Genomic DNA, 14,047 nt, shown 5'->3' with positions numbered 1-14,047 from the left:
TGGTAGTGGTTGCGCTCCCTTCCACTCTCCCGCCGAGGGCTCGTCGTGCCATCAGGCCTCCGGATGGTCTGCCGCGCCCGTCGGGTTGACCCGCCGGTCAACCAAAAGGTTGATCCTCGCCGCCGGGACCGCTTTCCCGGGGACGTTTCCCGGCTTTCGGCCGGGGCGCGGCACTAGGCTGAAACCATGGACGGCAGAAGCAGCGGGGCGGCGGAGGACTCCGCCGGCGCCGCCGTGGTCCTGCGGGTCCTGCGGGTCAGCCTGCATGTCGGATTCGCCGTGCTGCTGCTCGTGGCGCTGGTGCGGCTGCTGGCCGCCGGGGTCCACGGTGCGGGCTGGCTGCACTTGGCCCTCGCCTTGTGCCTCGCCGGCGTGTACCTTGCCGGCACGGTGCTCGAGAAGCGTCACTCCGCCCGGCCCGGCCGCTTCGACCCGCGCCGGTTTTCCGCGTGGTGGCTGGGCGTGGTCTGTCTGCTCTGGCTGCTGCTGGTCTGGGGCAGCGCGGACTTCGTCTGGCTGGCCTTCCCGCTGTTCTTCCTGCAGCTGCACGTGCTGCCCCGCGGCCCGGCACTGGCCGCGATCACGGCCAGCACGCTGCTGGTGATCACGGCATTGTGGTTCCACAACGGCGGCCCGGCCGGGAGCGCGCCGCAGCTACCGATGGTGCTCGGCCCAGCCTTCGGGGCCGCGTTCGCCGTCGTCACCGGCCTGGCCTACCGTGCACTGTACCTCGAAGCGGAAAACCAGCGGCGGGCGGCCAACGATCTCCGCCGCACCCGGGCCGAGCTGGCCCGCAGCCAGCACGAGGCGGGAACCCTGGCGGAACGGACCCGCCTGGCCCGGGAAATCCACGACACCCTGGCCCAGGGATTCTCCAGCATCGTGCTGATGGGGCGGTCGGCTGAACGGGCGCTGGACGCCGGGGACACGGCCCTGGCCCGGACTCGGCTCCGGACCGTCCAGGACACGGCAGCCGCCAACCTGGCCGAGGCGCGCAACTTTGTCCGCGGCCTGCAGCCGCCCGAACTTGAACAAAACCCGCTGGTGAACAGCCTGCGCCGGCTCTGCGAAACCACGGAAAGGGAAGCGGCCGCGCGCGGCACTGTCCTGCGCTGCCGCCTCGAAGTCGACGGGACCCCGCCGGAGCTCCCCGCCCCCTACCGGAGCACCCTGCTCCGCGCGGCGCAGGCCAGCCTCGCCAACGTGTGGACCCACGCGAACGCCGGCACTGCCGTCGTGACACTGTCCTTCCTGGGCACCGAGGTGGCCATGGATATCTTTGACGACGGCGCCGGGTTCGACCCGGCGGGAGTGCGGCCCCGGGCCGACGGCTCCGGCTACGGACTGAAATCGCTGCGGGACCGGGTCGCCGCGCTGGCCGGGACCCTCGACGTCGAGTCCGCGCCAGGTGACGGGACGGTGGTGGCCATCCGGCTGCCGCTGGGAAAGGAAAGGCCATGAACGGCATCCGCGTGCTGCTGGTCGACGACCACCCGGTTGTCCGGGCCGGCCTGCGGGCTATGCTGGGCGATTTCGACGGCATCACCGTCGCCGCGGAAGCCGCCGACGGCGCCGCGGCGCTGGCCGCGCTGGCACGGCTGCACGCCCTCGGTGAACCGGTCGACGTCGTACTCATGGACCTGCAGATGGGCGCCGGCATGGACGGAGTCACCGCGACCGGAAGGATCAAGGGCGGCGAAGCCGGGACACCGGCGCCGCCCGTGCTGGTGCTCACCACGTTCGATTCCGACGCGGACATCCTTGCTGCGGTCGAGGCGGGCGCAAGCGGCTACATGCTCAAGGACGCGCCGCCGGAGCAGATCCGCCAAGCGGTCCTGGCTGCCGCCGCCGGCCAGACGGCGCTGGCCCCAGAGGTCGCCGCGCGGCTGCTGGGGCGGATCCGCAACCCCGGGCCGGCCCTGTCCGCCCGGGAAATCCAGCTGCTCGAGCTGCTGGCCACCGGGCTGGGGAACCGGGCCATCGCCAGGCAGCTGTTCATCTCCGAGGCGACAGTCAAGACGCACCTGGTGCACATCTACGCGAAGCTGGGCGTGGACAACCGCACGGCGGCGATCGCCGTGGCCGCACAGCGGCGGATCATCCGGCGCGGCTAGGCAGGCGGCAGCCACGTGACACGGCCGCTGTCGGGGGCTCGGGGCATAATGGCGCCATGGGGAAATTTCACAAGCTGTCCTTGGCTCTTGTCGGCCTGCTCCTGGGCACCTCGCTCGTAGCCTGCGATGACGGCCGGTCCGGGGCGCAGGATGCAGCGAAGCAGTTGGCCTCGGCGGTCGCGGCGCTCGACGTCGGCGCCGTCGCCTTCGAAGGCACGGATTCCGGCGCGGCAAATGAACGGCTCAAGGCCGTGTTCAAAGCGCTTGATCCGGCAAAACCCGCGGTGACCGTGGGAGAACTGAAGCTGGAGAAGGACACCGCCACGGTCCCGCTGGATTACAGCTGGAAAATCGGCGCCGGCGAGTGGAGATACACCGTGTCCGCGCAGCTGAAGAAGGCGGACGGGAAGTGGCAGACGCTTTGGAACCCGGAACTGCTGGTGCCCGGCCTGGCTGAGACCGAAGTTCTCGGCACCTCGACCGAGTCCCCGCAGCGGGCCGAGATCCTGGGCGCCGGCGGCGCCAAGCTCGTCACCTACCGGCCGGTGGTCCATGTCGGCATCGACAAGCAGCAACTGGGGTCGGCGGATCCGTCCGCGGCGGCGGGCAAGCTGGCCCGGCTGGTGGGCGTCGACCCGGCCGCTTACACCAAGCAGGTCACGGCCTCCGGACCCGAAGCCTTCGTCGCCGCCATTACGCTGCGCCAGGACGGACGGACCATTACTGACGAACAAATTGCCGCGATCCCGGGGGGCCGGGCCGTCGCCGACTCGGTTCCGCTGGCGCCCACCCGCAGCTTCGCCCGCGCCCTGCTCGGAACCGTCGCCGAGGCCAGCGCCGAACAAATCGAAAAATCCGGCGGCGCGCTCCAACCCGGTGACATCACGGGCACCGGCGGCCTGCAGCAGCAGTACGACGCGCAGCTGCGCGGCACCAGCGGCACCCAGATCTTCGCCCAGACCGCCGGGCTCACCGCGGAGCAACGCCGGGCCCAGCCCAACGAAGGCCGCCGCGTCCTATTCCAGGAGCCGATGAAGCCCGGAACCGCGGTGAAAACCACCCTGGACCCGCGGCTGCAGCAACTGGCCGAGGACGTGCTGGGCGGCGTGGGACCCGCTTCGGCCATCGTCGCGCTCCGCCCCTCCAGCGGCGCGGTCCTGGCCGCCGCCTCCGGTCCGGGAAGCAACGGGTACGACACGGCCATGCTGGGGCAGTACGCCCCGGGCTCCATCTTCAAAATCGTCGACTCACTGGCCATGATCCGCAACGGAATGACCCCGGATGCCAAGGTTGACTGCCCCGCCACCCTCACGGTGGACGGCCGGACCTTCAAGAACGCCGAAGGCTACCCTGCCTCCTCGCTGGGCTCCGTGACCCTGCGCGACGCCTTCGCGCACTCCTGCAACACCGCATTCATCAACGCCCGGGAAAGGGTCAGCCAGGCCCAGCTGGAGTCGGCGGCCACCTCCCTCGGCGTCGCAGTGGAGGCCCCGTCCCTGGGGGCTGCTGCCTTCCTGGGCTCCGTCCCGGGCGAGGCGGAAGGAACGGAACACGCCGCCTCCATGATCGGCCAGGGCAAGGTGCTGATGTCCCCCCTGGCCGCCGCCGTCATGACCGGGTCGGTGGCCAAAGGCGCGCCGGTGTCGGCGCAGCTCGTGTTGAACCCGAACGCCGCGGCAACGGGCAGCGCGACGCCGTCGGCAGGCCCGACGGCGTCGCCATCGCAGTCCGCGCCCGAGCCCGCGAAGTCCGCCGGCAAACCGGTGACCGCCGCGGAGGCAGCGTCCCTGGCGGACATGATGCGCGCCGTGGTCACCTCGGGACACGCCGGTTTCCTCGCCTCGGTGCCCGGCGCGCCGGTGGGCGCCAAGACCGGAACCGCGGAGTTCGGCAAGGAGAACCCGCCGAAGACCCACGCCTGGATCGTGGCCGTGCATGGTGACCTTGCCGTCGCCGTGTTTGTGGAGGACGGCGGCCTCGGCGCCACCACCTCGGGGCCGCTGCTCAAGGAGTTCCTCACCGCCGCCGGCTAAGGGGGGCGGACCGACCTGCCGCGGTCCGGGCCGCCCTGCCATGGGAAGATTGGCGGGTGGCTCATATTGACGTTTCCGGCATCGACTACTTCCTCTCCGACGGCACCCAGCTGCTTAACGGGGTGACCTTCAAGGTCCCGGACGGCACCAAGACGGCGCTGATCGGACCCAACGGGACGGGCAAGACGACGCTGTTCCGGATCATCGCCGGCGACCTCGTTCCGGATGAAGGCGTCGTAGGCCGCTCCGGGAACATGGGCATCATGCGCCAGTTCGTCGGCCAGGTGCGCGACGACTCGACCGTCCGCGACCTGCTGGTTTCCGCCGCGCCGCCCGCGCTTGCCGCCGCAGCCCTCGCCGTCGACGAGGCGGAGCTGGCGATGATGGAGCACGACGACGAACCCACCCAGATGAAGTATGCGCAGGCGATCGTGGACTGGGGCGACGCCGGCGGCTACGACGTCGAAACCGTCTGGGATGAGGTCTGCATGGCCGCCCTCGGCCTGCCCTTCGACCGTGCGCAGCACCGGCCTGCGTCAAGCCTCTCCGGCGGCGAACAGAAACGGCTGGTCCTCGAGGCGCTGTTTGCCGGCCCGGACGAACTGCTGCTGCTCGACGAACCGGACAACTACCTCGACGTCCCCGGCAAGCGCTGGCTCGAAGCCAAACTCAACGAGTCCAAGAAGACCGTGCTCTTCATCAGCCACGACCGCGAACTGCTCAACAACGCGGCGGGGCGCATCGTGACCCTGGAGCCGGGTATCAACGGCGCCGGCGCCTGGATCCACGGCGGCGGCTTCGGCTCCTATGTCCAGGCCCGTGCGGACCGCAATGCCCGCTTCGAGGAGCTGCGCAAGCGTTGGGACGAGGAGCACGTGAAGCTCAAGGAACTCGTCAACATGTACAAGAACAAGGCCGCGTTCCGCTCCGACATGGCCAACCGCTACCACGCCGCGCAGACCCGGCTGGCAAAGTTCCTTGAGGCCGGCCCGCCCGAGGCGCTGCCGATCGAGCAGAACGTGCAGATGCGGCTCAAGGGCGGACGCACGGCCAAACGCGCCATCGTGGCCGAGAAACTGGAACTGACGGGACTGATGAAGCCGTTCTCCACCGAGGTCTGGTTCGGTGACCGGGTGGGCGTGCTCGGGTCCAACGGTTCCGGCAAGAGCCACTTCCTCCGCCTGCTCGCCACCGGCGGCACGGACCCGGAGCGGGAGCACCTGCCGGTATCCGACGTGGAGATCGCCGAAGTCCCGCACGAGGGCACCGTAAAGCTCGGCGCCCGGATCCGGCCCGGGTTCTTCGCCCAGACACACGTCCGGCCGGACCTGCTCGGCAAGACGCTGCTGGAAATCTTGCACCGCGGCGACGAACACCGCTCCGGCCTGGGCCGCGAGGCGGCGGCCGGTGCGCTGGACGGCTACGGCCTGGCTTCACAGTCCGAGCAGAAGTACGAATCCCTCTCCGGCGGCCAGCAGGCCCGCTTCCAGATCCTGCTGCTGCAGCTCTCCGGCGCCACCCTGCTGCTGCTCGACGAGCCCACCGACAACCTGGACCTGCACTCGGCCGAGGCACTGGAACGGGCCATCGACCACTTCGAGGGGACCGTCCTGGCCGTCACGCATGACCGCTGGTTCGCCCGTACCTTCGACCGCTTCCTGGTCTTCGGTTCCGACGGCAAGGTCTATGAATCGGCCGAGCCGGTCTGGGACGAAAAACGCGTCGAGCGGGCCCGCTGATTACAGGCAACGCGAGTCACTTCAGCGCCCACCCCCGGGGATTTGTGGGCGCTGAGTGACCCCGCGTTGCCGTGGCAAGAACATGACCGGCCGGCACAACACTCCGTGGAGGCAGTGATCGTATGACCAAAACCGCAACCGCCCCGCCCCTGAAGGCCGCCGCTGCCGCGACTTTCCTGATTTTCGGCATCAACGGCCTCGTGTTCGCCAGCTGGGCCGCGCGGATCCCCGCCGTGACCGAGACCCTGCACATCACCTCCGGGCAGATGGGAAGCCTGCTGCTGTGCGTCGCGGTCGGCTCGCTGATCGCGCTGCCGACCGCGGGGTGGGTGGTGGGCCGGCTGGGGACAGGCAACACGGTCCGGGCAGCCGGCCTGCTGGCCGCGGCCGCCGGTGTCGGGATCGCGCTATCCCTCAACGCCGGTTGGATCCTCGGAACCGCAATATCGCTCTTCTTCTTCGGCATCGGCATCGGACTCTGGGACGTGTCCCAGAACATTGAGGGGGCCGACGTCGAACACCGGCTGGGCCGGACGATCATGCCGCAGTTCCACGCCGCGTTCAGCGGCGGGGCCTTTGTGGGGGCCCTGGTCGGGGCGGGGCTGTCCACGCTTGGCGTGGGGCTCCCGGCGCACTTGCTGGTCATCGCCGCGGTGGTGGTCGTCGCGGCTTTGGTGGTGCCCCGCTACTTCCTGCCGCACATCCCGGCGCCGGTTCCGGGCGACGGCGACGCCAGGCCGGTACGGGCCGCCTCCGCCTGGCGTGACGGCCGCACCCTGCTGATCGGCGTCGTCGTCCTGGGCGCCACCCTGACCGAAGGCGCCGGCAATGACTGGATCGCCAAGGCGGCCGTGGACGGCCTCGGCGCCGAACAGTCCACGGGAGCCCTGCTGTTCGCGGTCTTTGTGCTGGCGATGACCGCCATGCGCTTCTTCGGCGGACGGGCGATCGACGTATACGGGCGGGTGGCGGTGCTGCGCGCCAGCATGGCAGCCGCCGCGGCCGGGTTGGGATTCTTCGTCTTCGCCGGCAACATCTGGCTGGCGGCTGCCGGCGCCGCACTGTGGGGCGTGGGAGCGGCCCTCGCCTTTCCGATGGGCATGTCCGCCGCCGCCGACGACCCCCGGTTCGCCGCGGCCCGGGTGTCGGTCGTGTCCACCCTCGGCTACCTCGCTTTCCTGGCCGGACCGCCGCTGCTGGGTTACCTCGGCGACCTGACCGGGATCCGGCTGGCGCTGTTGGCTATCGGGGTACCGATTCTGGGGGCGCTGCTACTCGCCGGCGCCGCGAGGCCCTTGCGCGCCAGCTGAGCAGCCGCCGGGCACCTGCGCCCTCCCGGACGCAGGCGGGCCCCGGCGTTCGAGTCACCGCCTCGTTCCAGCGGCGCCCCGCAGTAGGGTGGGGAAATGCGGAGCATGTTGGGAAAAACGCCACACCAACTGGAGAAGCTGGACCGCAGACTGGTTCAGTCTGTTTCCGCGCTGCCCGGCGGGAGCCACGACGACTTCTTCCGGCGGCTGTCCGCGGCCGCCAACAAGGGCAGGCTCTGGTTCGGCATTGCCGGCGTGATGGCACTCTTTCCCGGCAGGACCCGGCGTGCGGCGCTGCACGGCGTCCTGGCGCAGGGCGTCGCCTCCGCCGTGACCAACGTGGTCTTCAAGACCCTGCTGCCGCGGGCCCGGCCGCTGCCCGAGCACCTCCCGGTCTTCCGCTTCGTGCACCCGCAGCCGACCAGTTCCTCCATGCCTTCAGGGCACTCCGCCTCGGCAGCCGCCTTCGCCCTGGGCGTGGGATTGGTCCGCCCCGCACTTGGGGCCGCCCTGGCTCCCATCGCCGCCGGGGTCGCATATTCCAGGGTCCACACCGGGGCGCACTGGCCCTCGGACGTCTTCTTCGGCTCCGCGCTCGGGGCCGGCGCGGCCCTCGTGACGAGGAACTGGTGGCCGGTCCGTCCCCCGTTCCCCGCCGTCCGGCGCACCCCCGTGCCGGCGGCCGCGCTGCCCGGCGGCGAGGGGCTCGGCATTGCGGTCAACACGCTAGGCGGGTCCTACGCTGAGGAAACCGTCGCGGCCCTGCAGAAAGTATTCCCTAAGGCGTATATAAAGGTGATCGGTCCGGACGAGGACGTGGCCGCCGCCATTGAGTCGGTGGCGACCCGCCCCGGCGTCGTCGCGCTAGGCGTCTGGGGCGGCGACGGGACCGTGGGCACCGCCGCCGCGTCCGCCGTCGACCATTCCATCCCCCTCCTGGTCCTGCCGGGCGGGACTCTGAACCACTTCGCCCGCGACGCCGGCACTCCCACCCTGCAGTTCGCCGTCGAGGCCGCCGCCAAGGGGGAGGCGGCGCGAGCCGACCTTGGCCACGTCGCGGTGGAGCGCGGACTGCCGGACAGCCCCGAAAAGCTGGAGCTGACCATGCTGAACACCGCCAGCATCGGCCTCTACCCCAATCTGGTGCGCCGCCGGGAGCAGCTTCAACCGGCCCTGGGCAAACCGCTTGCCGGGGTCGTCGCCATGTTCCGCACCTTCGCCGCCGGCACCCCCAGCATCCTGGTGGTGGACGGCGTCCGGCACAAGCTCTGGATTCTGTACGTCGGCCGGGGCCGCTACTACCCCCGTGACCACGCGCCGCTGGTCCGGCCGGTGCTGGACGACGGCGTGCTGGACCTGCGCATGATCACGGCGGACGAATCCTTTGCACGCCTGCGCCTGCTGTGGGCCGTTCTGACCGGCACAGTGGCCACCTCCCGGATCACCCATCTGCGTGAAACCAGCCGGATCAGGGTGGAGCCAGGCGGCGCGACGATGGTGCTGGCGGTGGACGGGGAAGTCATGCCCGGAGTCCGCGCCGTGGAGTTCTCAGTCCAGCACGGCGGGCTGGTCTACTACTCCCCGAAGCCGCAGGACTGACCGGAGGTCCGCCGCGGGACGACCCTGATTGATCCCTGAATCAACCCTGAAAGGGGCGAATTCGGGTGGCCGCATCGGTAGCGTGGTGGGTAAACAACCACACGCAACGCAAAGGAACGCTTCCATGATCGAAGCACGAGGCCTGACCAAGGTGTACGGCGAGAAAACCGCCGTCGCGGGAGTCAATTTTACTGTCGAAGCAGGCCGGGTCACCGGCTTCCTCGGCCCCAACGGCGCCGGCAAGTCCACCACCATGCGCATGATCATGGGACTGGACCGGCCGACGTCGGGCTCTGTCACCGTCAACGGCGTGCCGTTCGACCGGCACCACGCGCCGCTGCGCGACGTCGGCGCCCTGCTGGACGCCAAAGCCGTCCACACCAGCCGCTCGGCCTATAACCACCTGCTCGCCATGGCCGCCACGCACGGCATCCCGAAGAAGCGGGTCCACGAGGTCATTGAAATGACCGGACTGGCCGAGGTCGCCCGGAAAAAGGTGGGCGGTTTCTCGCTCGGCATGGGCCAGCGCCTCGGCATCGCGGCGGCGCTGCTCGGCGACCCGCAGACCATCATCCTGGACGAACCCGTCAACGGCCTCGACCCGGAAGGCGTGGTCTGGGTCCGCAACCTGGTCAAGTACCTGGCTTCCGAGGGCCGCACCGTGTTCCTGTCCAGCCACCTGATGAGCGAAATGGCCGTCACCGCGGATCACCTGATCGTGATCGGACGCGGCCGGATCATCGCGGACGCCCCGATCCAGGAGATCATCACCGGCAAGGGCCAGGGCCGCACCCGGGTCCGCACCGAACAGCCGGAGCAGCTGATGCGCCTGCTGGCCGGAGCTGGGGGTGCTGTTGACGTCCACGACAGCGAACTCCTCGAAGTCACGGGGCTTCAGCCCCGGGACATCGCCCGCATCGCCCTCGACAACCACGTCATGATCTACGAACTCACCCCGCTCCAGGCCAGCCTCGAGGAGGCCTACATGGAGCTGACCAAGGATGAGGTCGAATACCACTCCCTGATCACCACGGGCGTCCCCGCCCCCGCCCAGTCCGGAGGCAACTAAGCCATGAGCTCGACCACTCTCGAACCCAACCCCTCAAGCCGCGGGGCGCACGCCGGCACCGAACCCGGCCGGGGCGACGGCCTCAGCAACGGCTCCGGCCCGAGCTTTACGCGTGTGCTCAATGCCGAATTCATCAAGTTCCGCACCTTGCTGTCCACCCTGATCCTGCTCGCCTCGACCGCGGCGGTGCTGGTGGGCTTCGGCGCACTCTCCGCGTGGGGAACGGGCCAGTTCTCGCGGGCTGCCGCGACGGATCCGGGCGCCGCCGCAGCGTTCGCCGCGCAGGGAAGTGAACTCGCGCTCGGCGCGCCCACCTCCGGCATCCCCTTCGCGCAGCTGATCCTCGGCTCGCTGGGCGTGCTGCTGATGAGCTCCGAGTTCACCACCGGCATGGCGCGCTCCACCTTCGCGGCCGTGCCGAGGCGGACGCCGGCCTTCGTGGCCAAGCTGCTGGTGGTGGTGCTGACGGCGTTTGTCCTCACCGCGGTGTCTGTGTACCTCGCCGGGCTGGTGTCCCTGCCGATCCTGGGCAATTACGATCTGCCGCTGGACCTGGCCAGCTCCCAGTCGATCAAGCTCCTGCTGGTCAACAGCATCTATGTGGCGGCTGTCGCTGCGATCGGCATGGCCCTCGGCGCGCTGCTGCGCAACTCCGCCGGCGGCATCATGAGCCTGGTGGGGTTGTTCTTCGTGCTTCCAATCGTGTTCCAGCTGATCCCCGGCGATTTCTTCGAGGAGGCGCGGAAGTACCTGCCGGGCAACACCGTCCAGGCGATGACCGCCGCCGAACACCTCCCGGACACACTGGAGGCCTGGCAGGCGGCCCTGGTCCTGGGCGCGTGGGTTCTTATCCCGGTGGTGCTGGCGGGAGTTCTGCTCAAGAAACGGGACATCTAGCCCGCAGTGGTTGCCGTTATGGGGCGGCATAACGGCAACCACTGCCAGCGGGTTTGGTGGGCGGCCGGGGCGGCCAGCGGGGCCGGCGGGAGCGCTGCCCGGCCTGAAACAGTGGTTTCAGGCACATTTCGGAATTGCCCGTGAGGCAACAGCCTTTGCCTTCAGGGCCCCGTCGCTGGAGTTCCGCCCCAACGGCGGCGGCGTAATCTGTGGGACTGCACAGACCGGGCCCTCCCCCGGGCGGTCTAGGGTGAAACGACATTGTGGTCCGCCGCACATCTTTGCCTGGCATCGCCGGCACGAGGCGCACGGGCCGACACCACCCACGAAGGACCGCGCTTAATGCAGGCTGACCAGCAACTCTCCAAATCCCTGAAACCCCGGCATCTGTCCATGATCGCCATCGCCGGCGTCATCGGCGCCGGGCTGTTCGTCGGTTCCGGCGCTGCCATTCAACAGGCCGGCCCCGGCATCCTGGTGGCCTACCTGGCGGCAGGGCTCGTGGTCATCCTGGTCATGCGCATGCTGGGCGAAATGGCTGCCGCCAACCCCGAGACCGGATCGTTCTCCACCTACGCGGACAAGGCACTTGGCCGCTGGGCCGGCTTCAGCATCGGCTGGCTCTACGCCTGGTTCTGGATCATTGTGCTCGGCATCGAGGCAACTGCCGGCGCCGCCATCATGCACCGGTGGGTGCCCGGCATCGACCAGTGGGTCTGGGCCCTGCTGCTGATGGTGCTCCTGACCCTGACGAACCTCGGCTCCGTGAAGTCCTATGGCGAGTTCGAGTTCTGGTTCGCCTCCATCAAGGTCGCCGCGATTGTGCTGTTCCTGCTCTTCGGCGCCGCCGCCATCCTCGGCCTCATCCCCGGCGTCCCGGCCCCGGGACTGGACAACCTGACCGGCAAGGGCGGCTTCATGCCCAACGGCCCCGGCGCAGTGCTCGCCGGCATCCTCGTGGTGGTCTTCTCCTTCTTCGGCGCTGAAATCGCGACCATTGCCGCCGGCGAATCCGAGAACCCGGTCGACGCCGTGAAGAAGGCCGTCAAGTCCACGGTCTGGCGCATCCTGGTGTTCTACATCGGCTCCATCGCCATCGTCGTGACCCTGCTGCCTTGGAACTCGGCCTCCGTGGCCAAGAGCCCGTACGTCGCCGTGATCGAACTCTTCGGCATCCCGGGCGCCGGCACCATCATGGACATCGTCGTGCTGACTTCCGTGCTGTCCTGCCTCAACTCGGGGCTGTACACCGCCAGCCGCATGCTCTTCTCGCTTTCCCGCCGCGGCGACGCTCCCCGCGCCTGGATGCGGATCTCCAAGCGCGGGGTTCCGGCCGCCGCGGTGCTGGCGTCGACCGTGGTCGGCTTCATCACGGTGGGCCTGAACTACATCGCCCCGGACACCGTGTTCCTGTTCCTGGTCAATACTTCAGGCGCCATCGCACTGTTTGTCTGGCTGGTCATCTCGGTCTCGCAGCTGATCCTGCGCCGCCGGATGGGCACCGCCGCGCGCGAACTGCAGCTGAAGATGTGGCTGTTCCCGTACCTGACCTGGCTGGCGATCGTCAGCATCGTCGCGCTGCTGGTGGGCATGGTGGTACTGGACACCACCAGGGAATCGCTGCTGCTCTCCCTGGCCCTGGCCGCCGTCGTGGTCGGGATCGGACTGTGGCGTTACCGCAGGCACGGCGCCGCGGCGGTCCCCGCTGCGCAGGCCGACCAACAGCCAGCCGAGCAGCCCGCCGACGCCGAGCTCCGCCGCGAGGATGCCGACGCCGGCGTCGGTCCGGCTAAGTAGGCCCGCGGCACAACCGCGCCACCGGACATGCCCCACCCCGGCGACCAGCAATGGACATAGTGCCACTATGCCCATCCGCCGCCGCCCAAGGAGGGCATGTCCGGTGCGGCGTTGGGGTCCAACCGCGACGCTAGACTCGGAGCCATGCCTTCTTCCACCACTGCCGCAGACCACATCCGGGACCTCGGCGCGTACGTCAGCGCGTCGCCGTCGAGCTTCCACGCCGTCCACGAGGCCGCCCGGCGGCTGGGCGAAGCGGGGTTCACCGGGCTCGACGAGCTCCAGGCCTGGCCGGGCGCCGCAGTCGGCAGCGCTGCCGACGGTTCCGCCGGCAAGTTCTACGTGATCCGCGACGGCGCCCTCATCGCCTGGGTGACGCCGCACGGTGCCGGCCCCACGACCGGCTTCAACATCCTCGGCGCGCACACCGATTCGCCCTCCTTCAAGCTCAAGCCCAAGCCCACCACCGGCAAGTTCGGCTGGCTGCAGGCCGGCGTCGAGGTCTACGGCGGGCCGCTGCTCAACTCCTGGCTCGATCGCGAACTGCAGCTCGCCGGCCGGCTCGTGATGCTGGACGGCACCGAGCACCTGACGGCCACCGGGCCGCTGCTGCGCTTTCCGCAGCTGGCCGTCCACCTGGACCGCGCCGTGAACGACGGCCTGGCGCTGGACAAGCAACAGCACATGAACCCGGTCTTTGGCCTCGGCGACCCGGCCGGTGCGGACCTTCTGGGCCTGCTCGCGGAGCGGGTGCCCGGCGCCGCGGTGGACCCGTCGCAGATCGGCGGCTACGACGTCGTCATCGCGGACACGCAGGCGCCGGCCGTGTTCGGCGCCAAGGGCGAATTCTTCGCCTCCGGACGACTGGACAACCTCTCCGCCACCCACGCCGGCCTCGCCGCGCTGATCGCGCACGCCGCCGGAGAGGTGCCGGCGGACGGCCCGATCGCCGTGCTGGCGGCCTTCGACCACGAGGAAATCGGCTCCGCGTCGCGCTCCGGTGCCTGCGGACCGGTCCTTGAGGACATCCTGGTCCGCGTCTCCGACGGACTCGGCGCCACAGCGAGCCAGCGCCGGCAGGCGTTCGCGGCGTCGTTCTGTGTTTCCGCCGACGCCGGCCACGCCGTGCACCCCAACTACGCCGAGCGCCACGACCCGGCCAACCGCCCGGCCCTGAACGGCGGGCCGCTGCTGAAGATCAACGCCAACCAGCGCTACGCCACGGACGCGGCCGGGGCGGCCCTGTGGGCCAGGCTCTGCACCGACGCCGGGATCCCGTACCAGGAATTCGTCTCCAACAACGTGATGCCCTGCGGCTCGACGATCGGCCCACTGACAGCTACCCGGCTGGGAATCAGGACGGTCGATGTCGGTGTCCCGCTGCTGTCGATGCACTCGGCCCGCGAGCTCTGCGGCGTCGAGGACCCGCATCGGCTGGCGGTGGTGACCGAACTGTTCTTCCGCACCGCCTCCCAGTAACCCGCCCGGG

The 14,047-nt window shown here is 69.8% G+C and carries 10 protein-coding genes; all 10 read left to right on the top strand.

Annotated features, from left to right (window positions below):
• Window positions 1-186: 186 nt before the first annotated feature.
• The 10 genes from ACUYM2_RS18220 (at window position 187) to ACUYM2_RS18175 (ending at window position 14,037) form a co-directional block, all read left to right on the top strand.
• Window positions 187-1,461 (top strand): sensor histidine kinase, encoded by a 1,275-nt coding sequence (locus ACUYM2_RS18220; protein WP_481601340.1) that lies wholly within the window; start codon window positions 187-189, stop codon window positions 1,459-1,461.
• A complete protein-coding gene (locus ACUYM2_RS18215; protein WP_481601339.1) occupies window positions 1,458-2,114 on the top strand; it encodes a response regulator in 657 nt (218 codons plus the stop codon). Before ACUYM2_RS18220 ends, ACUYM2_RS18215 begins: the two co-directional genes overlap by 4 nt.
• Before the next feature lie 56 nt (window positions 2,115-2,170).
• Window positions 2,171-4,147, top strand: coding sequence for a penicillin-binding transpeptidase domain-containing protein (locus ACUYM2_RS18210; protein WP_481601338.1), 1,977 nt, complete (start codon window positions 2,171-2,173; stop codon window positions 4,145-4,147).
• 56 nt (window positions 4,148-4,203) lie between these two features.
• Window positions 4,204-5,886, top strand: coding sequence for an ABC-F family ATP-binding cassette domain-containing protein (locus ACUYM2_RS18205; protein WP_481601337.1), 1,683 nt, complete (start codon window positions 4,204-4,206; stop codon window positions 5,884-5,886).
• 122 nt (window positions 5,887-6,008) lie between these two features.
• Window positions 6,009-7,196 (top strand): MFS transporter, encoded by a 1,188-nt coding sequence (locus ACUYM2_RS18200; RefSeq protein WP_481601336.1) that lies wholly within the window; start codon window positions 6,009-6,011, stop codon window positions 7,194-7,196.
• A gap of 96 nt (window positions 7,197-7,292) precedes the next feature.
• Window positions 7,293-8,795, top strand: coding sequence for a phosphatase PAP2 family protein (locus ACUYM2_RS18195; protein WP_481601335.1), 1,503 nt, complete (start codon window positions 7,293-7,295; stop codon window positions 8,793-8,795).
• A 124-nt stretch (window positions 8,796-8,919) separates the two neighbouring features.
• Complete coding sequence (locus ACUYM2_RS18190) at window positions 8,920-9,864, top strand: ABC transporter ATP-binding protein (RefSeq protein ID WP_481601334.1); 945 nt, start codon at window positions 8,920-8,922, stop codon at window positions 9,862-9,864.
• A gap of 3 nt (window positions 9,865-9,867) precedes the next feature.
• The gene (locus ACUYM2_RS18185) at window positions 9,868-10,761 is read left to right on the top strand and encodes an ABC transporter permease (RefSeq protein WP_481601333.1); all 894 of its coding nucleotides are present in this window, start codon (window positions 9,868-9,870) and stop codon (window positions 10,759-10,761) included.
• 342 nt (window positions 10,762-11,103) lie between these two features.
• Entirely contained in the window at window positions 11,104-12,558 is a 1,455-nt protein-coding gene (locus ACUYM2_RS18180) for an amino acid permease (protein WP_481601332.1), read from the top strand.
• Between the two features lie 144 nt (window positions 12,559-12,702).
• Window positions 12,703-14,037 carry a M18 family aminopeptidase gene (locus tag ACUYM2_RS18175; RefSeq protein ID WP_481601331.1) on the top strand — a complete coding sequence of 445 codons (1,335 nt, stop codon included), beginning with the start codon at window positions 12,703-12,705 and terminating at the stop codon, window positions 14,035-14,037.
• Window positions 14,038-14,047 lie beyond the last annotated feature (10 nt).

The organism is Arthrobacter sp. SD1074B (genome assembly GCF_056780195.1).
This window is presented reverse-complemented; position numbering and strand designations above follow the sequence as displayed.